At 61.2% G+C, this 23,173-nt stretch carries 23 protein-coding genes and 1 pseudogene; 18 read left to right on the forward strand and 6 right to left on the reverse strand.

All coding sequences use genetic code 11. The annotated features are described in order from the left end of the window. Positions 1-27: 27 nt before the first annotated feature. From ASC86_RS08535 to ASC86_RS08550, 4 genes are all read left to right on the forward strand, one after another. Complete coding sequence (locus ASC86_RS08535; RefSeq protein ID WP_156386957.1) at positions 28-291, forward strand: hypothetical protein; 264 nt, start codon at positions 28-30, stop codon at positions 289-291. Between the two features lie 83 nt (positions 292-374). Continuing rightward, entirely contained in the window at positions 375-1,664 is a 1,290-nt protein-coding gene (locus tag ASC86_RS08540) for a hypothetical protein (protein WP_156386958.1), read from the forward strand. Positions 1,665-1,769: 105 nt separating this feature from the next. Further along, entirely contained in the window at positions 1,770-2,390 is a 621-nt protein-coding gene (locus tag ASC86_RS08545; protein ID WP_056319214.1) for a YceI family protein, read from the forward strand. A 175-nt stretch (positions 2,391-2,565) separates the two neighbouring features. After that, entirely contained in the window at positions 2,566-3,495 is a 930-nt protein-coding gene (locus ASC86_RS08550; protein ID WP_056319216.1) for an MYG1 family protein, read from the forward strand. Between the two features lie 373 nt (positions 3,496-3,868). Here ASC86_RS08550 and ASC86_RS26865 read toward each other — a convergent pair whose 3' ends face one another. After that, a complete protein-coding gene (locus ASC86_RS26865) occupies positions 3,869-4,081 on the reverse strand; it encodes a LysR family transcriptional regulator (protein WP_280136971.1) in 213 nt (70 codons plus the stop codon). A 483-nt stretch (positions 4,082-4,564) separates the two neighbouring features. On the opposite strand from ASC86_RS26865, the gene ASC86_RS08560 reads away from it, so the two are divergent. Both ASC86_RS08560 and ASC86_RS26870 read left to right on the forward strand, forming a co-directional pair. Then, a complete protein-coding gene (locus ASC86_RS08560) occupies positions 4,565-4,771 on the forward strand; it encodes a VOC family protein (RefSeq protein ID WP_056319221.1) in 207 nt (68 codons plus the stop codon). A 30-nt stretch (positions 4,772-4,801) separates the two neighbouring features. Continuing rightward, positions 4,802-4,930, forward strand: a complete 129-nt coding sequence (locus ASC86_RS26870) for a hypothetical protein (protein WP_280136972.1) — start codon at positions 4,802-4,804, stop codon at positions 4,928-4,930. 286 nt (positions 4,931-5,216) lie between these two features. Here ASC86_RS26870 and ASC86_RS08565 read toward each other — a convergent pair whose 3' ends face one another. Both ASC86_RS08565 and ASC86_RS26875 read right to left on the reverse strand, forming a co-directional pair. After that, entirely contained in the window at positions 5,217-6,146 is a 930-nt protein-coding gene (locus ASC86_RS08565; protein ID WP_056319223.1) for a LysR family transcriptional regulator, read from the reverse strand. Beyond that, positions 6,131-6,604 (reverse strand): hypothetical protein, encoded by a 474-nt coding sequence (locus ASC86_RS26875; RefSeq protein ID WP_280136973.1) that lies wholly within the window; start codon positions 6,602-6,604, stop codon positions 6,131-6,133. Before ASC86_RS26875 ends, ASC86_RS08565 begins: the two co-directional genes overlap by 16 nt. Before the next feature lie 113 nt (positions 6,605-6,717). Here ASC86_RS26875 and ASC86_RS26880 point away from each other — a divergent pair, with 113 nt between their 5' ends. From ASC86_RS26880 to ASC86_RS08605, 7 genes are read left to right on the forward strand one after another with little or no spacing between them, the layout of a single operon-like run. After that, complete coding sequence (locus ASC86_RS26880; RefSeq protein ID WP_280136974.1) at positions 6,718-7,236, forward strand: ABC transporter substrate-binding protein; 519 nt, start codon at positions 6,718-6,720, stop codon at positions 7,234-7,236. Continuing rightward, complete coding sequence (gene uraD / locus ASC86_RS08580; protein ID WP_056319229.1) at positions 7,233-7,766, forward strand: 2-oxo-4-hydroxy-4-carboxy-5-ureidoimidazoline decarboxylase; 534 nt, start codon at positions 7,233-7,235, stop codon at positions 7,764-7,766. The genes ASC86_RS26880 and uraD overlap by 4 nt, the downstream gene beginning before the upstream one ends. 54 nt (positions 7,767-7,820) lie before the next feature. After that, positions 7,821-9,410: an ABC transporter substrate-binding protein gene (locus tag ASC86_RS08585; protein WP_056319231.1), complete on the forward strand. Its 1,590-nt coding sequence runs from the start codon at positions 7,821-7,823 to the stop codon at positions 9,408-9,410. Between the two features lie 4 nt (positions 9,411-9,414). Then, entirely contained in the window at positions 9,415-10,449 is a 1,035-nt protein-coding gene (locus tag ASC86_RS08590) for an ABC transporter permease (protein WP_056319233.1), read from the forward strand. Next, the gene (locus ASC86_RS08595; protein WP_056319236.1) at positions 10,446-11,342 is read left to right on the forward strand and encodes an ABC transporter permease; all 897 of its coding nucleotides are present in this window, start codon (positions 10,446-10,448) and stop codon (positions 11,340-11,342) included. The genes ASC86_RS08590 and ASC86_RS08595 overlap by 4 nt, the downstream gene beginning before the upstream one ends. Further along, positions 11,342-12,181: an ABC transporter ATP-binding protein gene (locus tag ASC86_RS08600; RefSeq protein WP_056319238.1), complete on the forward strand. Its 840-nt coding sequence runs from the start codon at positions 11,342-11,344 to the stop codon at positions 12,179-12,181. The genes ASC86_RS08595 and ASC86_RS08600 overlap by 1 nt, the downstream gene beginning before the upstream one ends. Then, entirely contained in the window at positions 12,178-12,912 is a 735-nt protein-coding gene (locus ASC86_RS08605; protein WP_056319240.1) for an ABC transporter ATP-binding protein, read from the forward strand. The genes ASC86_RS08600 and ASC86_RS08605 overlap by 4 nt, the downstream gene beginning before the upstream one ends. A gap of 296 nt (positions 12,913-13,208) precedes the next feature. Here ASC86_RS08605 and ASC86_RS08610 read toward each other — a convergent pair whose 3' ends face one another. Then, complete coding sequence (locus ASC86_RS08610; protein ID WP_056319243.1) at positions 13,209-13,622, reverse strand: hypothetical protein; 414 nt, start codon at positions 13,620-13,622, stop codon at positions 13,209-13,211. 10 nt (positions 13,623-13,632) lie between these two features. Beyond that, positions 13,633-16,050 (reverse strand): arylsulfatase, encoded by a 2,418-nt coding sequence (locus ASC86_RS08615; protein WP_056319246.1) that lies wholly within the window; start codon positions 16,048-16,050, stop codon positions 13,633-13,635. 828 nt (positions 16,051-16,878) lie between these two features. Here ASC86_RS08615 and ASC86_RS08620 point away from each other — a divergent pair. From ASC86_RS08620 to ASC86_RS08640, 5 genes are all read left to right on the forward strand, one after another. Then, a complete protein-coding gene (locus tag ASC86_RS08620; protein WP_056319249.1) occupies positions 16,879-17,697 on the forward strand; it encodes a DUF2092 domain-containing protein in 819 nt (272 codons plus the stop codon). Beyond that, positions 17,694-17,906, forward strand: coding sequence for a hypothetical protein (locus ASC86_RS08625; RefSeq protein WP_056319251.1), 213 nt, complete (start codon positions 17,694-17,696; stop codon positions 17,904-17,906). Before ASC86_RS08620 ends, ASC86_RS08625 begins: the two co-directional genes overlap by 4 nt. A 129-nt stretch (positions 17,907-18,035) precedes the next feature. Further along, complete coding sequence (locus ASC86_RS08630) at positions 18,036-19,301, forward strand: alpha/beta hydrolase (protein WP_162244985.1); 1,266 nt, start codon at positions 18,036-18,038, stop codon at positions 19,299-19,301. Positions 19,302-19,316: 15 nt separating this feature from the next. Continuing rightward, positions 19,317-20,108 (forward strand): hypothetical protein, encoded by a 792-nt coding sequence (locus ASC86_RS08635; RefSeq protein WP_056319253.1) that lies wholly within the window; start codon positions 19,317-19,319, stop codon positions 20,106-20,108. Positions 20,109-20,501: 393 nt separating this feature from the next. Next, positions 20,502-22,112: an arylsulfatase gene (locus ASC86_RS08640; protein ID WP_056319256.1), complete on the forward strand. Its 1,611-nt coding sequence runs from the start codon at positions 20,502-20,504 to the stop codon at positions 22,110-22,112. Between the two features lie 273 nt (positions 22,113-22,385). Here ASC86_RS08640 and ASC86_RS08645 read toward each other — a convergent pair. Next, a pseudogene (locus tag ASC86_RS08645) lies at positions 22,386-23,149 on the reverse strand (formylglycine-generating enzyme family protein); the annotation flags it as partial. Between the last annotated feature and the right edge of the window lie 24 nt (positions 23,150-23,173).

Consider the following 23,173-nt stretch of genomic DNA (forward strand, 5'->3'; position numbering starts at 1 on the left):
GACAGCATCAGGAACAGGGGAATTTTGATGAACAGGATCATTGCGGCACTCGCCGCCGGCGCTCTTGCGGCCTTGCTCGCGGGTTGCAGCACGTCGGCCGAACAGGCAACCGGCAGCACGGTCATCGGCAGCCTCGCCGGTGCCGGCATCGCCGCCGCGCCGGTGGGGCAGGCAGAGAGTGCGGTCACAGCTGAGCCCGCGAGCGCGCCGGATTACGGGGCGAAGAAGCCGCACGATCATTGCGGAAACGGAACCATGGTTCACCTCGGCAGCGTGATCTGCAGCCCTTAGCCGTGGGCCTATCGCGGCCGGGACGGCAAACCCGCCGGTGCGAAAGCTGCGGCAGCCATGATTTTTCAGGAAGGCTTTAAGATATGAATCCCGCTCGGATATTGAAGGCGCGGTGCTTCCGCCTTGGGAGGCGGGCCGCGACGGGGCTGCTTGCGGGGACGACCCTGTGGCTTTTGGCGGGAACCGCGGCTGTCGCCAGCGAAACATCGCCGGCGGCGGTTTTCGAGATCGAGGTAACGATCGAATCGGGCCACGAAAGATGGAAGAACGGGTCGGAATGGAAGGACGGCGCGTTCAGCCAGTCCTTCACGTTGAACATCCCCTCCGTAGCAGCACCTCAGCTGGACGACATCAATCCTTATGAGCCCGATTACGGGGCGACATCGCTGCGAAAGGCGACGGAGGCCCAGGCCGCCGCGATTGCCCGGCGGGGAAAAAGCGAGACGGCGAACCCGTTCAACACGGTGCTCGACCCCGGCAAGATGATGGGGGTCGATCCCGAGCGTCTGGCCGATCTCGCGGCACGGGCGCAAGCCTGCAACGGAGACCGGGTTTGCCTGATGAAACTGGGTCTGGAAATGATGTCTCAGAATACGACGGATGCCGCCATGCTGCAGACGATGCAGGAGATCAGCGACGAATGCGGCCGCACTGTTGGCCTGAGCGACGGCCGAAGGTTCGACGCCTGCATGCAGGAAAAAGGCAGCAAATACGCGATGACCGCCGATGGCGTCGATATGCCCGATGCCGGCCCCGGCTTTGCCGAGCCAGCTCCCGAGCGCTTCCAACGCTGGGAGATGAATTGGGAAGCGGACGGCGGGTGCGGCGCGACCGTCGTCGCCGACTACCGGTACGAGGCCGCCGACAGGCTGAACGACGTCACCGGCGCGGTCGCGGGCAGCGAGACGGCCATCGGCGCTTCCGAGGGGGCGGTCGTCCCTTCGGAGAACCCGATGGTCTGTTCGAGCAACCAGATCGTCACGGATATCAGGACGAAGCGAATGTATATCCAGAATTTTTACATGCCGGCAATCCCCGTGCACCAGACCATCAAATCGAAGCTGCGCGGCGGCCGTCTGGAAAGCACCGTCGAGGGCGGGCTACCGGGCGGTCCGGATATGGTGAGCAAGGGTACGGTGATCCAGTGGATTACCGAAGAGCTGAAGAACGCGCCCCTCAGTGGCCATGCGGAAAGGGCCTTCAAGATCAGGGGCAATATGAACGGCATCAGCCTGCCCACCAGCGCCTCCGGCACGCCGGAGATCGTCACGGACGAGACCGATCCTACCGCATGGAAGCGGCAGGCGCCCAACTTCCATGAAACGGAGTTCCTGGCGAAAGTGACCTGGCAGCTGAAAGAACTGCCCCGCTAGTTTTCGAAGCGGCCGAGCCGCCCATCCAACCCAACACGGTCTTCCAAAACTGCCTGCCGGCAGATCGATGACCCATGCCAAACATTCAGAAAGGAACCATAAACCATGTTTCGCGCAATCCTCCTCTCCCTCGCCGTTATCGCCGGTTTCGCGCCCGTTCACGCCGCCGAGCAGCAGCAGGCCGCTCCGGCCGGCCTGTACAAGACCGATCCGTCGCATTCGAGCCTCGCCTGGTCGTTCAATCATTCCGGCCTGTCGCATTACACCGCCCGCTTCACCAAGGTCGATGCACGGCTCGACTGGAAACCGGGCGAGCCGGACGCTTCCAGCCTGAGCGTCGAGGTCGACCCGATGTCGGTGCGGACCGATTATCCGTGGCCGGACGTGGTCGATTTCGACAGCAAGATCGGCGGTGACGAGGCCTTTCTGGCAGGTAAGCCGATCACCTTCGTCTCGAAGGAAATCCGCGTGACCGGCGAGAAAACAGGGGTCATCAAGGGGCTTCTCACTTTCCGGGGCGAGACGCATCCGGCAACGCTCGACGTCACCTTCAACGGTTCCATGGCCAAGCATCCGATCATGGGCGTTCCGAAAATCGGCTTTTCGGCAACCGGCAGCATCCGGCGCAGCGAATGGGACCTGGGCTTCGGCATTCCCGAACTCGGCGACGACGTGACTTTGGTCATCGAAACGCAGATGGTGCCGGCCGATCATAAATTTCCCTGAGGCTGGCCGGAAGCCATTTTGCCGCGCGGGCGGGCGAGGGTGCGCTCCAGCGTCGTGGGCGCCTCGTCTTTCCGCGCTGGCACGGGCTTTGGTCGCCGGAAATCCTTGAAACCGGGCTATCCAACCGATATCGGTCCTCGCAATCGCAAACACAGCTATCGATAGGTTGACCAGCATGGCCCCCGACTTTCTTGTAACCCATTCCGGCGGCTTCCATGCGGACGAGCTGCTGTCGAGTGTGATCCTGACCCATCTGTTTCCGGCTGCCCGTCTCGTGCGCAGCCGCGCGCCGCAGTGGATGACGCCCGCAGACGACAGGATCATTTATGACGTCGGCGGTGCCTATGATCCGGCGGCCGGGATTTTCGACCATCATCAGCGTGGGGCACCATTGCGGGATGATGGCCAGCCGTTCAGCTCCTTCGGGCTGATCTGGCGCCAGTTCGGCCGGAATTATCTGGAAGCGCTTGGCGTTCCGGCGTCCGATATCGACGCCCTGCATGCGAGCTTCGATCTGGGTTTCGTACTGCCGGTCGATCTGATGGACAATGGAGCCGTGAGCCCTTCCGTTGCCGGCGTGCTTGGCAAGCTGACGCTGCCCGTCCTTCTGGAAACGCTGAAGCCCGTTTTCGACGAGAGGGAGCCGGATGCCGACGACCGGGCATTCCAAGATGCACTTGCGATCGCGCGCAGCTTCGTGGAGGCGAGCATCAGGCAGGGCGCGGCGAAACTGCGTGCCGAGTCGATCGTGCTGCACGCGATCGCGGCGGCGGGCAGCGAGCGGGTGCTGGAGCTTCCCATGGGCATGCCCTTCCGGCCCGCGATCGTGAAGGCCGGAGCCGATCAGCTCCTGTTTGTCGTTCATCCGCGGGAGACTGACTGGTGCGTGACCGGCATCCGCCGGGCGAGCGACGGCTTCGAACTGCGGGCCGATCTTCCAAAGGCCTGGGCCGGCCTGTCCGGCGCGGATCTCGCGGCGGTTTGCGGCGTGGCCGATGCAACCTTCTGTCACAACGGCCGCTTCATCGCGGCGGCAAAAACACGTGAGGCCATAATGGAAATGGCGAGGATCGCCGTTGCGGTCGCATCAGCTGCAGGTGCCTGATAGGGGCTGAATGGCTCGATTTCGGCGGTGCTCTGCACTGTCTGAAGACGATGGTCGCTTCGTCAAACTCGGGACCCGCGACGAAGCGAACGATAAAATCAGGCACGACGTTGCCACGTCGGATAAAGGTAGCACAGGGAGTCAGGTTGGGCCGGCTGAAATTCGGACCGGGTAAACTTCCCGGACCATCAATACCGATTGGAAAATTCCCGCTTTACGTTCGGCGCCTTTTCCATCGCCCCATTGGGGTGTGAAAATTGTTCCATAATTCAACTTTATGTTAAAAAATCGCAAATAAATACTGTGTCTTACAAAAAGAGTCGTGCGTCGGCAGTTCGTATCTTTTCAAGAGCATTTGCATGTCTTGCTGTTACTAGCCTCCCGCCATCACCCCCGCCGATCTTGAAGCTGTCGCTGCGATGGTCGCGACACCCACGAGGTCAACTGCCGCGCCGATTTCGGCAGCGTAGGCCGCTTCCTCCGGCGTGAGCCTGATGGACAGCGTGCCGCGCTCGAAGAGCCGGACGCCCAGCATTTCGTCAAGATTGCGCACGGCTTGGCTGATCGCCCCGTGCGTCAAGTTCAATTCCGCGGCCGCCTTGGAAGCTCAAATGCCGGGCAGCAGCATCGAAGGCTGGCAATGTCGTCAAGGGGGGACGTTTGCGGGCCATCGAGCACCTGTGATCATTGATCACAGGTGCTCGACGATCACTCGTTTGTCGTCCAGCCGTTTTTGCCGCAGTTTTTCCGCATCGACTTGAATTCAAAGGCCGCTGCCTGAGGGATAGCGATTGAGAAAGGAAGAATGCTGTGAATATCATTCTCGCTTATGACGCTCCGTGCCGTGACTCTATGCCGATTTCCGTGCCCAGCGTCTGGAAGGCGATGGCATCATTGTTCGTGTTCGTCGTACGCTTGGCAACCCGGCCATTGGACACGGTTCGTCATCACCTTACCATGCAGCGTATCGAGCGCTTTTCGGCCCGCCGTATGGATGACATCGGCTTCGAACGCGACTGGGACGGGACGACCCGCCCCCGTTTTGTGGCCGCCAGCCAAGGAAAGAGGAATGAAGATCTATCCTCACCTCTGGTTTCAGGGGCAAGCCGAGGAGGCCATGGCGTTCCACCAATCCATCTTCAAGGATTCCACGGTCCCCGAACGCATCGTATTGCCCGATCCGGAACTGTCTGTCATAAGGTTCGCGCTGGCCGGGTTGCCGGGCGTGCGGCGCTGCAAACGGCCGGAAAGGAGTTTTAGCCATGGCGATAGGTGAAAGAGGCTCATTAGCAGGTACATTAGCGCCATGTCGTTGATCGGCACGAAGGCCGGGACGGCGGAGCACATCATCGTGGCCGGCGAGCCAGCGGCAGAAATCGCAGCCATCGATGCGAAAGTCGGGGCAGCAGCGAGCCCGAGCCAGCCGGCCACGTGAATAGCGGGTCCTCGCAACGAACTGGCCTTCCCTGCAGACGCACATATCGTCATCTCCGATCCTCCGACTGAATTGACCGTTTCCAGCATTTGCGGCGCGAACACGTTATCCCGACCGGTGAGCCCTTCGAGAGTTACAAATATGACGGGATTTCAACGGAGTTGCTGATCACTGCCGCTGGGCGCACCCTCGCGGCTGGCGAAAGGAGGCGGCCGATCTCGATATATTCCCGCTCGGCGAAGAGGTCATACGGCACGCCGTCCTCGTTGGAATAAGCATAATAGACTCACGAGGAAGCCCTTGCCGCTGCAACGGCTCCCTCGATCACAGCCGCAGCTTGATCAGCGACGATCTTCACCAGTGTGTTGAGTGACTTGGAAGCATCGATGGCAATATCGGCCGATTGCGGCAGGGCGTCGATTTCTGTCAGCGGCAGGAAGCGCAACGTGCCCTCGGCAAGCTCGGTGGCGGCATCGAGTTCCGAGGTGAAGGCGACATAGGTGCCGCTCCGGGCAAGGTTTTTGACGAGGTGTAGCGAGTTAGTCTCGACGCGGCCGTGCGGCTCGGCGAACAGCCAGCTGTATTGCACCTCCAGAAAACGGCGGATCAGCAGTGAGCGGCTTTGCAGTGCGATCGGATAGGTTACCACATCCTGAAATTTGACGTCCTGCCGTAAGAGCAGGGGATGGTGCGGGGCGACGACGCAGCCGAAGGGCAGCGGCATGCTCCAGAGCGGGCGAATGTCTGAATGCTGAGGCAGGTTGAAGACGATGATCAGGTCGGCCTGGCCGGAGAGCAACGCCGCGACAGCCTCGTCCGTCGAGCCGATCTGGATCGAAAGGCCGATCAGCGGATGGGCGGCCGCGATGGTCTGCACCAACTGCGGCAGGATGGTCGTGGCGTGGCTGTCCATCGCAAAGATATTCACCTGACCCTGCTGCATGCCTTGAAGCTCGAAGATTTCCGCCACGGCGTTACGCTCTTCGGCCCGCCAGCGGTGCACAAGCCGCACCAGTGCCTCACCGGCCGCCGTCAGCCGCATGCCCTTCGGCATCCGGTCGAAGAGCTTTACCCCCAACCGCTCCTCAAGCCCGATAATCTGGCGGTCGATGGCCGAGGCCGCGATATTCTGGGCGCGGGCGGCCGCCTGGATGGAGCCGGTCGAGGCGACACGGTCGAAATAAAGCAATGCGGCGGGAATCAGCGAGCGGGACATGCGGCAAACTCCATTCTAATTTCGGCAATGAATTGTTCCATAGTTTGATATAGACGGCAATGCGGATGCAGAGCACACTTCCTGTCAATCAAGACCAACCAACAGGGAACGGTGGCGTGCTCCAGCAGGTGAAATTCTTTCTGAACAGCTTTTTCTCGGGGCCGCAGGCGCCCTTTTTCCTGGCGGCCGACAACGGCCATTTCGAGCGCAACGGTCTCGAAGTCCACTTCACCGAAGGCGCTTCGCTCGCCTGGTCGGTGCCGGTTCTGGCCGGCGGCGGTTATGATGTCGCCTATGGCGACATGAACACGCTGATCGAGATGAAATCGGTCGACCCGGCGTCCTCGCCGCTCGCCGTCTGGGCCATGCACAATCGCTCGCCCTATACCATCGCCGTCGATGCCGATGGGCCGGTTCATTCGCCGGCCGATCTCGCCGGCCGCAAGCTGGTGTCCCACCCGGAAGACGCCGCCTGGAAGCTGTTCCGCGATTCGGCATCGCCACCGGTCTCGATATCTCGACCGTCGATGTCGAGGCGTCCGATCTCGGCCATGAGGAAATGGTGCCGATCATGCGCGACACCGGCCGCTGGGAAGGTATTTTCGGCTTCGTCAATACCGTGCGCGCCCACACCATCGAAGCCGGCCTCGACCCGGACAAGGTGCTGCGCCATCTCGAATTCCGCCACTATCTGCCGGAACTCTATGGCGGCGCCGTCATGGTGACGCGCGATTTCGCGGCACAGCACCCGGAAGCGGTACGCGGCCTGCTGGCGGCCATCAATCTCGGCCTCAAGGATGCCATCGCCGATCCCGACGCTGCCATTGCCGCCGTCGCCCGTCGCAATCCGAACGTCGATATCAAGGCCAATCGTGCCCGCCTCGTCGGCACACTCGGCCTGGAAATGGCCGGCGAGGAAGGCGGACGCATCGGCATCGGCGATGCGGATGACGAGCGTATCGTGGCCGTTGCCGAGCTGATCACCAAGGCCAAGGGCCTGACCCGCGTGCCGGCGGCCTCCGAAGTGTTCGACCGCAGCTTCCTGCCGCCGCTCAGCGAGCGCGTGACCAGCTTGGCGAAAAACACATGACGGCGCGGTCTATCGCCGACTTCAACACCTTGCCGGCGGCGGAATTCGCCGCCGTGCTGGCCCCGGTCTGGGAGAATGCCGACTGGGTGGCCGAAAAAGTTTCCGAAGGCAGGCCCTTCGCCTCGGCCTCGGCGTTGCACGATGCGATGCTGGCGCTCGTCCGGGCGCAGCCGGAGCAGGATCTGCTCGCCTTCCTGAACCGCCATCCCGATCTCGGGGGCGCGGATGTGCGCGCCGGCCGGGTGACGGCGGAATCGGATGCCGAACAAAGCGCCATCCGCCTCAACGCGCTGACGCCGGAGCAGATCGCCGAATGGGATGGGCTGAACGCCGCCTACAAAGGCCGTTTCGGCTTCCCCTTCATCCTGTGCGTGCGTCGGCATGACCAGGCTTCGGCGCTCGCGGCGATCCGCGACCGGCTGAACGGAACACGCGACGGCGAGCTTGAAGCCGCCTTGCTGGAAATCGCATGGATCACCCGCTACCGGCTTGCCGACCGGGTGTCCGACAACGGGATTACGGGACTCTAACGGACTTAAAGACATCAAAACCCGGTGCGCCGGGTCCTACGGGAGGAGGGTAACATGAAAAGAAGACAGTTTCTCGCAAGCGTGGCTGCTGCGGCCTTGTTCACGGGTATGGCAGGGAATGCGGCTTTCGCCGAAACCCCGGCCGATACGCTGGTCATCGCACGGGTGATCGACGACGCCATTTCGTTCGATCCGGCTGAATCCTACGAGGATACCGGGACGGAAGTGCTGCACAATGTCTACGAGACCCTCGTCGGCAACGATGCGAGCGATATGTCCAAGATGACTGGCCTCATCGCCGAAAGCTGGACCTTCAGCGACGGCAACAAGACCGCCACCTTCAAGCTGCGCTCCGGCCAGACCTTTGCCTCCGGCAATCCGCTGACGGCCAACGACGTGGTCTATTCCTTCACCCGCGTCGTCAAGGCGGGCAAGTCGCCGGCTTTCCTGCTGAAGCAGTTCGGCTGGACGGCGGAGAATGTCGACACCATGGTCAAGGCCGTCGACGACCAGACCTTCGAAATGAAGATCGGTGTCGACTACGCACCGTCGCTGGTCCTGAACATCCTGTCCTCCGTCAATGCCTCGGTGGTCGATTCCAAGACCGTCATGGCAAACGAGAAGGATGGCGATTTCGGTCTCGCCTACCTCAAGGACAAGTCGGAAGGCTCCGGCCCGTTCGTGATGAAGACCTGGAAGCCGAACCAGACGATCGTCCTGCAGTCCAATGCCGCCTATCGCCAGGGCGAACCGGCGATGAAGCGGGTGATCCTGCGCCACGTTCCTGAATCGGCCTCGCAGCGCCTGCTACTCGAAAAGGGCGACGTCGATATCGCCGTCAACCTGCCGGGCGACCAGATCAAGGCGCTGGAAGCCAATCCCGACATCGCCGTCCAGCGCAACAACACGGCCCGCAATCTCTATCTCGGCCTCAGCCAGACGGTCGAGCCCTTCACCAAGCCGAAGGTGCGCGAGGCCCTGAAATACCTCGTCGACTACAAGGGCATGACGGAATCGCTGCTGAAGGGCGAGTTCACCGTGCTGCAATCCTTCTGGCCCGCCGGCTTCAATGCCTCGCTGGATGAGAACCCCTACACCTACGACGTCGAGAAGGCGAAGGCGCTGTTGGCGGAAGCCGGCCTCAAGGACGGTTTCTCCTTCAAGCTTTCGGTGCGCAACGTCAGCCCGGCCATCGACATCGCCCAGGCGGTACAGCAGTCGATGTCGGCTGCTGGCATCAAGATGGACATCGTCCAGACGGACCAGAAGCAGTTCATCACCGCCTATCGCGGCCGCCAGTTCGAAGCGGTGCTCGGCACCTGGGAGCCGGATTTCGCCGATCCGCACGCCAATGCCGCGACCTTCGCTCTGAACCCCGACAACGGCCCGGATGCGGGCAGCAAGACGGTGGCCTGGCGCAACAGCTGGAAGGACGATGCGATCAATGCGCTGACGCAGGCCGCCGTGAAGGAGCCTGACGAAGCCAAGCGCACCGAGATGTACAAGGACCTGCAGCGCAAGGTGATGGCGGACGGCCCCTATGTCGGCCTCGTGCAGCGCATCCGCCAGACGGCCATGCGCGCCAATGTGAAGGACTATACGGTCGGGCCGGCGACGGTCTACTACCGTCTGGTCAGGAAGTAGTCCCATGCACAGCCCGGCCAAGCGGTTCTACACCGTCCTGCGCCTGTCGATGGGGAGCGCGATTTCGGTCGCGCTCACCCTCGTCGGGCTCATCTTCGTGACCTTCGCGGTTGGCCGGCTGATCCCGATCGATCCGGTCGTGGCTGTCATCGGCGAGAAGGCACCGCAGGACGTCTACGACAAGGTCTACAAGGAACTCGGCCTCGACAGGCCGGTTTACGAACAGTTCTTCTCCTATGTCGGCAAGGTCGCCCATGGGGATTTCGGCACGTCCGCCTTCACCGGCCATCCGGTGGTGCAGGATCTGGCGAGCGTCTTTCCGGCGACGCTGGAGCTTGCCACCATCGGCATCCTGATCGGTGTGCTGCTCGGCGTGCCGCTCGGCGTGATCGCGGCGGCAAACAGCGGGCGCTGGCAAGACCAGCTGGTGCGCGTGCTCAGTCTCACCGGCTATTCCGTGCCGGTCTTCTGGCTCGGCATCGTGCTGCTCCTGATCTTCTACGGCCAGCTCGACTGGGTGGCGGGGCCGGGGCGTATCGATATCGCCTATGACGGTCTCGTCGAGGAATGGTCGGGTATCCTGACCATCGACGCGCTGCGCGCCGGCGACATGGATGTGTTCTACAACGCGCTGTCGCACATGATCCTGCCGGCAATGCTGCTCGGTCTCTCCTCGCTCGCCTATATCGCCCGCATGACGCGCAGCTTCATGCTGACGCAGCTGAGCCAGGAATACGTCACCCTTGCCCGCGCCAAGGGCGCGCCGGAACGTACGGTGATCTGGCGCCATGCGCTGAAGAACGCCCGCGTGCAGATCATCACCGTCTGCTTCCTCTCCTACGGCTTCCTGCTCGAAGGTGCGGTTCTGACGGAGACGGTGTTCTCCTGGCCGGGTCTCGGCCTCTACATGACCAATGCGCTTTTCAACGCCGATCTCAATGCCGTCATCGGCGGCACGATCCTGATCGGCGCCGTCTTCATCATACTCAACGCGCTGGCGGACATCATCTATCGCTTCGCAGATCCGAGGACAGCATGAGCACCACCTTTGCTCAATGGCTGACCACCGACCGGCCCGCAAGCCGCGCGCAGGCCCGGCTCGTCCGCCTCAACCTCTCGTTCCGCGCGCTCGTGGCCAATCGGCTGGCGCTCGTCGGCCTCCTCGTCGTGCTGGCGCTTGTCGTCATGGCGCTGATCGGGCCGCTGTTCGTCGGCTCGCCGACCGATCAGGTTCTGGCGGACCGCCTGCTGCCGCCAAGTGCCGCCCATTGGTTCGGCACCGATGAACTCGGCCGCGATATTCTCTCGCGTGTCGTGCATGGCTCGCAGATCACCGTGCGTATCGTCCTGATGGTCTCGCTGATCGTCGGCCCCGTCGGCCTGACGATCGGCATCGTCGCCGGCTATTTCGGCGGCTGGGTCGATGCCGTCTTGATGCGCATCACCGACATCTTCCTGTCGCTGCCGCGCCTCGTGCTGGCGCTCGCCTTCGTCGCCGCGCTCGGCACCGGCATCAACAATGCCATCATCGCCATCGCGATAACGAGCTGGCCGCCCTATGCCCGTCTTGCCCGCGCCGAAACGCTCAGCATCCGCAACAGCGATTTCGTCCGCATGGCCGAGCTGCAGGGCGCTTCGACGCTGCGCGTCCTGTTCAATCATATCGCGCCGCTCTGCCTCGCCTCGGTCGTGGTGCGCCTGACCTTCGATATGTCCGGCACGATCCTGATCGCCGCCGGCCTCGGCTTCCTTGGCCTCGGCGCCCAGCCGCCGCAGCCGGAATGGGGCCTGATGGTCGCCGCCGGCCGGCAATATGTGCTCGACCAGTGGTGGGTCGCCACCATTCCCGGTATCGCCATCTTCATCGCCAGCCTCGGCTTCAACCTTCTGGGCGACGGTTTGCGCGACGTCTTCGATGCGAGGTCCTCATAATGTCCCGGCTTGATATCGAAGACCTCCGCGTCTCCTTCGCCAGCCGTACCGGCCCGGTGCCGGCGCTGCGCGGCATCAACCTCTCGGTCGATGGCGGCCGGCTCGGCATCGTCGGTGAATCCGGTTCCGGCAAATCCACCATGGGCCGCGCCATCATGGGCCTTCTGCCCCCGACCGCGACAGTCTCGGCCCGGCGCTTCGAATTTGCCGGGCAGGACATGCTGAAAGCCTCGACTGCCCAGAAACGGTCGATGCGCGGCCGCCGCATCGGCATGATCATGCAGGACCCGCGTTATGCTCTGAACCCTGTGATGACGGTCGGCGCGCAGATCGCCGAATGCTTCAAGCTGCATCACGGCATCGTCGGCAAGGCGGCGAAGGCGAAGTCCCTCGACCTGCTTTCGGCCGTGCGCATCAACGATCCGGAGATCGTCTACGACCAGTATCCGCATCAGGTGTCCGGCGGCATGGGCCAGCGCGTGATGATCGCCATCGCCCTTGCCGGCGAGCCGGAACTGCTGATCGCCGACGAACCGACCTCGGCGCTCGATGCCTCGGTGCGCACCAGCTTCCTCGGCCTGCTCGACCAGATCATCAAGGAACGCGGCATGTCGCTGATCCTGATCAGCCATGACCTGCATCTCGTCGCCAATTTCTGCGACCGGGTTCTGGTGATGTATGGCGGGCAGGTGATGGAGGAGTGCACGGCGGCCGATCTCGCCCATCCGCACCATGCCTATACCAAGGGGCTCGCCGCCTGCCGTCCGTCGCTTGCGGAACGGCTGCCGGAGCTGCGCACCTTCACCCGCGATCCCGCCTGGATGGAGGCAAAATCATGATCGAGATCGAAAACGTCTGCGTCGATTTCCACACCAAGACCCGCACCGTGCGGGCGCTGAACGACGTTTCGCTCAGCGTGCCGCAGGGTAGCGTCTTCGGCCTCGTCGGCGAATCCGGCTCGGGCAAGACGACGTTGCTGCGCGCCATGATGGCCCTGACGGCCGCCAGTTCCGGCACGGTAAAGATCGCCGGGGAGGTCGTAAAACAGAACCCGCCGCTCGCCTTCCGCCGCCGCGTCCAGATGGTCATGCAGGATTGCTACGCCTCGCTGAACCCGGTCCACACCGTGGACCAGATCATCGGCGAACCTTTGGCCATCCACCGCTTCGACAACCCGGAAAAGCGCATCCTGCAAGCCTTGAAGGATGTCGGCCTCGGCCCGGAGCACCGCTTCCGCTTTCCGCACCAGCTGTCCGGCGGCCAGCGCCAGCGCGTGGCCATTGCCCGCTGCCTGGCGATCGAACCCGACGTGATGCTGCTCGACGAGCCGACCTCGGCGCTGGACGTTTCCATCCAGGCCGAGATCGTCAACCTCGTCATGCGGCTGCAGCGGGAAAAGGGCCTGACGCTGTTCATCATCAGCCACGACCTGCCGCTCGTCGCCCATATGTGCGACCGGCTGGCGATCATGCACAAGGGCGTGGTGCGTGAGATCATCACCAGCCAGGACCTGATCGATAACAACGTCAAGGACGAATACACCAAGGAACTGCTGTCTTCATCTCTGTAAGGAATCTTCGCGGGTTCCGGGTTCAAGTTCGGCAAGATGGGCTGCTCAGCTTCCGGCCTTCTGGCAAAGGACGGCAGACGGCGCGGTAACATCAGCGCCTACACCAGGCCAAGCGGGAAAAACCAAGAGGCACGGCCCGCCTAAACCGACACTGCCAGCCATCCGACGCGCGGTCATGGCCGCGCTATCAAATCACCATCCACCACAACGATGTCCACACTGCCGTATCAGGTTCCAAATGACCCCAAAATCAGTTCTGCCAAAGTAGTGCTAGACCCTTAGCAGGCCAGATATCGCTAACGATCCTCAAGTGGGGTGGACTCCAAAGTACTGAGCGCGCACCAGACGTCCAGCGCGATGTGGGCCGCGACAACAGGCCAAAAGGCCATGCCGGCAATGCCGTCGTGAAGCCACCCGAGGACGAGTATTGCGACCACGGCGAAGTTGTAGAGCAGCATCGCTGTCACCAATCCCTTGGCAGCCTTGGATGCCAAGTCATCCCGCGCAAGCCAGCAAGCGACCGCCAAACTCAGCACGGCCGCTCCGGCGACACGGGCGGCCGTCATCCCGGCAGGCGTGTCTGGCACGGCCCCGAGGAGCGCCTCGATCAACAGCGCGGGAGCCAGCAGCAAAGCCACCCCCGCGGCCGCTTCAAATACGCCCGTCACCGATAGCAGAAGCCGTGCGTTTGCACCTATCGTTCCAGACATGCAGCCTCCATTACTGCCCGAGCTTGAAGGTCAGCTTCTCGATCTTACCGGCGAATTTGAACGGAGCGTCGTAGCGATACTCGACCATAGCGACCCCTGTGCGCGTATCTTGGCCGACGTCGAAGCTTTCGTCCTCCGGAAAGGTGACCGGGGTCGTGTGGTCCAGCGAATTTGTCGCCACCTCCTTGCCGTCCACCGACAGGACGCCTGTACCGCCCTTGCCGAGACCTGGACCATCGGACTTGAACTCGAAAATGATTTCATGCTTGCCGGGTTCCAGTTCCGGCCCTTCCCACATCGTGCGCTTGAGGTCGAGCAGGTTGTAGAGGAACACGACCTTGCCGCGACCGACCCCGAAGTCGCCTTTGCTGAGAAACAGGCCGTAGCCGCCGAACCGTCCGCCCTCGGTAACGATCATGCCGTCAGCGCCCCCGTCAGGTATCTCAACCTCAGCCGTGATCGTATAGGACTTGTTCAGAATGCTCGGTGCGGCGCTCGGCGGTACGCCGCTCAATTGACCCGAATAACTAAACTCGGACCGTCCGGCCGTAAGGTTCGGACGCGGCGTGTTCCACCGGGCAAGCGTCGAATTGTCCAGCGGCAATACGTTGTACTTCTTTGCCTCGGAATAGAACAGGGCCTGCAGTTCCTTGAGCTTGCCGGGCATCTTGGCAGCCAGATCGTTGAACTGGGTGGGGTCATCATCGACGTTGTACAGTTCCCAATTGTAGCCGTTGATGACGTCGGGCGGTGTTGCGGTGCTCAGTTCCCATGGGCGGGTCGCCGGCGTCGTCGCCGCCACCCAGCCGTGGTCGTAGATGGCGCGATTGCCGAGCATCTCGAAGTATTGTGTCGTGTGCCGCGTGGGGGCACCGGCGTTTGCCTTGTCCCATGTATACATCATGCTGACCCCTTCAATGGGGTGCTGTGCGATGCCGTTGATCGTCTCGGGGGCCGGAACGCCGGTCGCTTCGAGGATGGTCGGCACAATGTCGATCACATGCGAGAATTGTCGGCGGATGCCGCCTACGTCAGTGATGTGACCGGGCCAGGACATCGCCACCCCTTGCGAGGTTCCGCCGAAATGCGACGGCACCTGCTTCACCCACTTGAAAGGCGTGTCCATCGCCCAAGCCCAAGCTGCCGCAAAATGCGGAAATGTCCGCTCCGATCCCCAGAACGGATACCAGAAAAACTGGTCCTTCACCGGGACCGGGATGCCGTTGAAGGTCGTGAATTCGTTCGGCGTGCCGTTGAGCATGCCTTCGGCACTCGCCCCGTTGTCGCCACCTATATAGATGATCAGGGTATTGTCGAGTTCACCGAGATCGTCGACGGCCTGGATAACCCGGCCGATCTCGTTGTCGGCATAGGCCAGGTAAGCGCCGTAGACATCCGCCTGCCTGATGAAGAGCTTTTTCTCTTCCAAACCCAGAGTATCCCATTCGGGCAACTCTTTCGGCCACGGCGTCAGTTGGGCGTTTTCGGGCATGATGCCGAGCCGTTTCTGGTTAGCGAAAATCGTCTCGCGCAGCTTGTTCCACCCCCCGTCGAAGAGGTGCATATCACTTATCCTCTTGATCCATTCGGGCGTGGGATGGTGCGGCGCGTGGGTGGCGCCGGGTACGTAGTAGACAAAGAAGGGCTTCTCGGGCGCAATCTCCTTCAACTGCTTCATATACTGGATGGCCTCATCGGCCATCGCCGTTTCAAGGTTCCAGCTTGGATTGCCCTCGAAGGGGTAGATGGCCGTCGTGTTGCGGTAAAGATTGGGCTGCCACTGGCTGGCGTCCCCACCGACAAACCCATAGAAATACTCGAATCCCATTCCTGTCGGCCATTGATTGAACGGTCCCGCCTGGCTCGATTGATAGGAAGGGGTGTTGTGGTTCTTGCCGAACCACGACGTGGCATAGCCATTTTCCCTGAGGATCGTGCCGATGGTGCCTTTCTCGACGGGAATGATCGAATCGTAACCCGGATAGCCCGTCGCTATTTCGCCGACCACGCCAGCGCCAACCGAGTGGTGGTTTCGTCCCGTGATCAACGCGGCCCGTGTCGGTGAACAGAGCGACGTCGAGTGAAAATTGGTAAAGCGCAGACCTTGAGCCGCAATCCGATCCATCGCCGGGGTGGGAATCACACCGCCGAAGGTGCTTGGTGCTCCAAATCCCTGGTCGTCGGTCATGATCAGCAGCACATTCGGCGCGCCTTTCGGCGGCACGATTCGCGGCGTCCACCAAGGGCGCGATTCCGAAGCCTTTTCCTTTATCACGCCGCCGAAATCCGGTGCGGGCTGCGGAAGATGCTTGCCGTCGATGGTTATCGTCGCCCCTGGCGATCCAAGTTCACCGGTGACTTGCTGGGCGTTTACCCGGTCAAAGCAGGTGGACGTCAAGCTCAGCGTGGCGAAGAAAAGCGTACCCATTCTCAACATCGATGAGCCTCCCCTGGTTAACAGAGAACGCTCGCATCACGCCGGCAAATAGCAAGTATATTACCGTAACTGCATGTAATGCCGCACGCTACGACCGGAAACCAGTTCCGCGCGGGGTAAGCTTCGGGTTTTCATAGAAAACAGGTTGCAGAACGGATGGGAAACTCCGAGCCGATGACCGGATAAAGTCCCTATGCCCCCGCCGCTTCCGGATGCGTGATTGGCCCTTACCCGGCGCGCGTCACGAGGCACACCACGCACCAAACGGCCAAACCTGCAGGCACCACCGCCACCGGCCACAGTCAGACATCCGTCAGGCCGAGGACGCCCAAGCCAGAACAAGGGTTGTGGTCACCCCAACGTTGTAGAGCAGCATCGCGGCAATCGGTCCCTTGGCTGCGGGCTTGCTTTGTCATCCCGCGCCAGCCAGCATGCAATGCCCTGGCTCAACGCGGCCACGCCAGCCACGCGGCGGCCGGTCACTGCCGCTGAGGTATCGGGCGTGGCCTCAGCAATAGCGCGACAAAGGCAAGCCTTCATTCGCGCCACATCACGGCGCGCTAATGTGCTGGACTATCACAGGTGCGCGGCGTAGGGTTACTTGACGTCGAGTCAATTAAATCGCTGATTGTCGTTTCGGTTGCGTTGGGGAACGGACCATGGACAACTCGATATCAGAGCCCAGCCTATAATCGTCTGCGTGATCCCGTCCTGGATGAGGTCCGCGAAGAGCCATCGAGCATCATTTGGAATGGCACGCGCCGGATCGGTGCAACCTCTCTCATCCTCGACGTTGACGATGGTGAGCCTCGGCCCTGGATGCCACATGCCCCGCAACAGGAGGTAAGAGTGATGATCGGAACAGTCTTGAAAACGGCATCCGTGGCGATTGTCCTGGCTATGGGACTGGCAACGGTTTCCGACGCGAGAGCTGGGGAAGAGGAGGCAAAGGCCCTTCTGAAGGCAATGTCGGACTATCTTGGAGCGCAGAAGGCAATTTCCTTCGCCTTCGATACCAATCTCGAAATCGTCACCAAGGATCATCAGAAGCTGTTGCTGGCCAGCTCTGGCACGATCGAGCTGGGGCGGCCCGACAAGCTGCGCGCCACGCGGTTCGGTGGTTTCGCCAATGTGGAGATGATCTTCGATGGCAAGACACTGACGGTCTTCGGCAAGGATGCCAATCTCTACACGCAATCCGATGTTCCCGGCACGGTCGATCATCTGGTCGAAGAGATGCGCGACAAGCTCGGCAGGCCGGTGCCCGGCGCCGACCTGCTCCTGCCAGACGCTTACGATAAGCTGATGGAGGACGTAACAGATGTCAAAGATCTCGGCAGCGGCGTGATCGGGGGCGTCGAATGCGACCACCTTGCCTTCCGCGCCAAGGAGGTCGACTGGCAGATATGGATCGCCCAGGGCGACCAGCCTCGGCCCTGCCGCTACGTCATCACCGCCAGCAAGGTGGATCAGGGTCCCCAATACAGCATCCAGATTTCGGACTGGAAGACAGGCGTCGACGTCGGGGCGGAAGACTACACCTTCGCCAACACAACCAATGCCAAGAAGGTCGATCTGAAGGATCTCAAGGACATCGACGAACTGCCCGACCACCTCGCCATGGGAGATAGAAAATGACCGTGCAGAGAAAACTCAAAGTCGTGCTCCTCATCGCCGCTCTGGCGTTTCCGGCTCTCGATGGTGTCGAGCAGGCATCTGTTTCGGGAATATACGGTCTGTCGAAGACCGCCGAAGCCAGGGTGGGTCGTCCATTGACCCCGGTCAGCGTGGCAGGTGTGGCGCGGCGCACCGTGCGACGCTGCGCCGTCGGCGTCTATAACTGCTGAGGCTCAAATCCGGCAGATGCGTGTGGGCGCGCGCGTGGAGCCGGATGGAGGAGGGGCGACGGTTTGATCTGCTTGAAACGTCACGATGATTGCATTGCATTGAAATCTCCACGGGTTCGCTTTCGACGGCTGGCGCTTTGTCTGGCCGTCGTTTTCGTCGCTGGATGCGGCGGCCATCCGAAGGGTGTCCTGACCCCCGTCGCCGACACATCTCCGAACACGAGCCGCGTCGAGATGCTGATCGCCACTACGCGCGGGCGTTCGGAAATGCCGGGAGAGATGTACTCTGGCGAGCGGGCGCGAAACCCGTCATTCGCGGACATCACCGTTTCGATCCCCCCGGTTCGCAAGGTCGGCGAAGTCGCCTGGCCGAAGAAGCTGCCCTCCAACCCGGCAACCGACTTCGCGACCCTGAAGGCACTGGAACTGTCCAGGGATGAGGCGAAGGCTTGGCTCAACGCCTCGGTAAAGAAGTCACCGGACCGCAGCGTGCTCGTGTTCATCCACGGCTTCAACAATCGTTTCGAGGATTCGGTCTACCGTTTTGCCCAGATCGCCCATGATTCCGGCGTCAAGAGTGCACCTGTGCTGGTGACCTGGCCATCGCGCGGCAGCTTGCTTGCCTACGGCTATGACCGGGAAAGCACCAACTATACCCGCAATACCCTGGAGTCGCTGTTTCAGTATCTGGCCGCTGACAAGGAGATCAAAGAAGTATCGATCCTCGCGCATTCGATGGGGAACTGGTTGGCCCTCGAGGCCCTGCGCCAGATGGCAATCCGCAACGACGGCTTGCCGGCCAAATTCAAGAACGTGATGTTGGCCGCTCCCGATGTCGATGTCGATGTCGATGTGTTCAGGTCCCAGATCGAGGACATGGGCAGCCAGCATCCCCGGTTCACCCTGTTCGTATCGCAGGACGACCGGGCGCTCGCCTTCTCGCGAAGGGTGTGGGGCGACATTCCCCGATTGGGTTCGATCGACCCAGAAAGGGAACCCTACAAACAGGAGCTGGCCGACAACGCGATCACCGTGATCGACCTGACCAAGGTGAAGGCCGGCGACGGCATGCGCCACGGCAAGTTCGCGGAATCTCCGGAAGTCGTCCAGCTCATCGGCGCCCGCATCTCCGATGGTCAGCCGCTGACGGATAGCCGCATAGGGCTGGGGGACCATCTCATTGCGGGAACGACCGGAGTTGCGGCCGCTGCGGGAAGTGCCGCTGGTCTCATACTGGCCGCGCCCGTCGCCGTCGTCGATGCCAATACCCGCGACAACTACGCGAGCCAGGTCGGCGGCCTTGCGGGACAATCGGATGGTAAACGGAAGTTTGCAGTGAAGGATTGCCGTTCCACAGCGGCGGTTGATGACAGAGCATGCCAGGCAAATCGGTAATAAAGGAGAGAGACGATGAACGGTTACGTCAAATTGGCATTGGCAGGCGCTTTTGCCGCCGCGATGGCGAACAGTGCGGTGGCGGCCGATGTTTCGCCTCTGCTGAGGCAGGACCCGCAGGCCGTCGACGCGCAGGACGACTGGACGTTCACTGTCGCCCCTTATTTCTGGATGGCGGGGTTGTCTGGGCAGACATCGCAGTTCGGACTTCCGACCGTCGACATGGATGCCGATTTCGGCGACATCCTCAGCAATCTGGACTTCGCCTTCATGGCCGCCGGTGAAGCCCGCAACGGACGCTTCAGCGTCATCGGCGACATTATCTACTCGAAACTCGGGGTGGATGGTGAGACGCGTCGCGGCATTCTTGCTGATAACGTTGAGGTGACGTCGGAGACATTCTCCGGCCTGCTGGGTCTCGGCTATGCCGTCCTCGAAAGCCCGCAGGGGCACCTTGATGTCGTCGGAGGCATGAGGGTGTGGTCGGTCGATACAACGATCAGTTTCAACGGCGGTATCCTTGGTGGGGTCGAGAGAAGCGACAGTGCCACGTGGGTGGACGGCATGGTCGGATTGCGCGGCAAGTATTCGCTCACCCCCGAGGTCTATCTGACGGGATGGGGCCTGGTTGGCGGTGGCGGAGCAGATATCGACTGGGACGTCGCGCTGGGCGTGGGATACGATTTCAACGATCGGATATCGGCGATCGCGGGATATCGGGCGTTGGGCGTGGACTACAGCAACGACGGCTTCGTCTTCGACGCCGTGCAGCAAGGCCCGATACTGAGCCTCGCCATCAAATTCTAAAGCGCGTCGCGATCTTCCAGATTCGCTCCTTACGCTATAAGACATTGTTTTCACCCATGTCTTTGCGCCAAAAAGCCGACGTTGGCCCCCGCTGGCCAGCGTCCCATACATACCAAAAATCTTAAGCTAGGCACCAAGTGTAAGTTGTGCGATATTGCCTTGGGCATTGAATGTGTCCGGCCTTTGAAGGCAACATACAGATCAGCAAGCATACCGGCCCCCGACGCTGATCCCATCCGCACTAGCAGGCGCATATCGCCCCATTGGGCGCGCAACACATAGCTGCAAACAACTCTACAACTCTCTGTCAGTCCGCCGCATCTACGCACACCGTAGCACCGTTTGGAACGGTGCCTTAACGAGTGCGCAAAAACTTAGGAGGAGGAGAAAGTCATGAGCTATACAAAAAGCCTCTGTTTCGGGCTCTGCGCTTCGGCACTTGCTTGCACGTTCAGTGCACCGGCAATTGCTCAAGATCAAACGCCGAAGCCAAACATCGTTGTCATCATGGGCGACGACATCGGCATCTGGAATATCGGCGCCTACAATCGTGGCATGATGGCTGGCCGCACGCCAAATCTCGACAAGCTTGCGGCAGACGGCATGCTCTTCACGGACTATTATGCAGAGGCGAGTTGCACCGCCGGCCGTGCGAACTTCATCACCGGCGAACTTCCGGTCCGTACCGGCATGACCACCGTGGGCCAGGCGGGTTCGCCGATCGGTCTACCGGCCGCCGCACCCACCCTTGCCACCGTGCTCAAGTCCATGGGCTACGCCACGGGACAATTCGGCAAGAACCACCTCGGCGATCTGAACGAATTCCTGCCGACCGTTCACGGTTTCGATGAGTTCTTCGGTTATCTCTATCACCTCGATGCGATGGAAGACCCCTCTCATCCCGGTTATCCGCAAGACCAGTTGAACGTCGTGGGGCCACGTAACATGGTCCATTCCTGGGCGACGGAGGTGGATGATCCCACAGTGATGCCGCGCTGGGGCAAGGTGGGCAAACAACGGATCGAGGATGCCGGCACGCTCTATCCTGAGCGCATGAAGACCGTGGACGATGAAATCCAGTCGCTTTCCTTCAAGTTCATCGAGAAGGCCAAGGCGGATGGAAAGCCGTTCTTCCTGTGGCTCAATCCGACCCGCATGCACATCGTAACGCATCTCTCGGACAAGTATGAACATATGCGCAATTCGGAGAACGGATGGACTATTCACGAGGCTGGCATGGCGCAACTTGATGATATCGTCGGCGCGACCATGCAAAAGCTCAAGGATATGGGGGTAGACGACAACACCATCGTCATGTTTACCACGGACAACGGAACCGAGAACTTTACTTGGCCCGATGGCGGACAGACGCCGTTCTATGGTGGCAAGGGAACGACCTTCGAGGGTGGCTTCCGCGCGCCGGCGATGATCCGTTGGCCCGGACACGTCCCGGCCGGCACGGTCGGTAACGGCTTGATTTCCGGCCTCGACTGGTTCCCGACATTCACGGCAGCAGCGGGCAATCCCAATATCTCCGTGGAGCTAAAGGCCGGCAAGGACTTGAACGGGCAAAAGTACAAAGTGCATCTCGATGGTTATGACCAAACCAGCATGATCACCGGGTCAGGGCCGTCGAACCGCCATGAAATCTGGTATTTCGCCGAAAGCACGCTCGGCGCTGCCCGTATCGACGATTACAAATATACCTTCAAGGAACAGCCTGAAGGCTGGCTCGGCGACACAGTGACACTGGGTGCGCCAACCGTCGTCAATCTGCGTTTGGACCCGTTCGAACGGACGGCGTTCTACAAGGGAAACACCGGTTCGCTCGAATATTTCGAATGGTACAAGTTCGAGTTCTGGCGCTTCGTTCTCGTTCAGCAGAGGGTGGAGGAACTGGCGGAAACCGCCATTGCATTCCCGCCCATGCAAAGGGGCGCGAGCTTCGGGCTGAGTGCTGTCAAAGCACAGATTGCCGAGGCCATGAAGAAACAAGGCCAATAGATCGTTTGATTTTCGAAGGGCGGCTCGAGAGAGCCGCCTTGCACAGCGTCCCTTGTCCGCTGACTGCGGTCAGTATCCCTACGCTGTGAATTGGCATCGTGTCATGACCCCCACCCGCGCCGGTTCACATTCGTCCTCATGCAGATGGTCGTAAACAGGCAGTATCGCAGGACTGGTGGGTCCGATCTCACCGAACCGGTACAGGCATCTACGCCCGCGTCCGTCGCTGTAATCTGCTTTCAGCGTCTCGAGGCCCCCATTGTCAAATGGGGATCAAGCCCTCTTGACGCAGCGGAATCCCACGTGGCTGGTGGACGTATCTTCAGGCTCGGCATGGCGTGCTGCGGGCCGGTAACGGCGACAATAATTCGGAGCGCACAGATGCGATCCGCCTTTCAAAACACGACGGTAAATCCTGATTGACGGTTGCCGGGGATCAAGACTCGCGTCGGCATCTCCACCACGTGGATTGCTCGGGATGCAGCACGAATGCTTCACAGGCTCCGGATGTCTCGTGGACCAATAGTCGCTTGTCCATTCCCAGACATTGCCGATCATGTCGTGAAGGCCATAGCCGTTCGGCGGGAATGAGCCGACGGGGGAGGTACGTTCGCTGCCCTTAGCCTTTGTCGTCAATGTCGGAAGGTGCCTTGCCATGTATTTGCCATGGCGAGACCTTCGGGCATGAACTCGTTGCCCCAGGCATATTCCGTGTCCTCCGAACCGCCCCGTGCGGCCAGCTCCCATTCGGCTTCGGTCGGCAAGTCCATTCCCGCCCAGTCAGCGTAGGCGTTGGCGTCGGACCATGCGACGTGGACGACAGGATGATCGAGCTTGCCGCGCAGATCGCTCAAACCGCTCAGGGGTCTCCTCCAGGTTGCCCCGAACTTGAATGTCCACCACTGCGAGATATCTGGCCCGCTTACGGATTTCGGTTGCGTGAACACCAGCGATCCGGCTCGCAACATCTTAGGAAGCGCTCGCGGGTAGTCTTTCGGGTCGGGCGCCTTCTCGGCTACCGTGATATGGCCAGTCGCGGTACCATCCCAGGTGCGTTTCCG

This window comes from Rhizobium sp. Root1212, assembly GCF_001424985.1.
In the GTDB taxonomy this organism is placed as follows: domain Bacteria; phylum Pseudomonadota; class Alphaproteobacteria; order Rhizobiales; family Rhizobiaceae; genus Pararhizobium.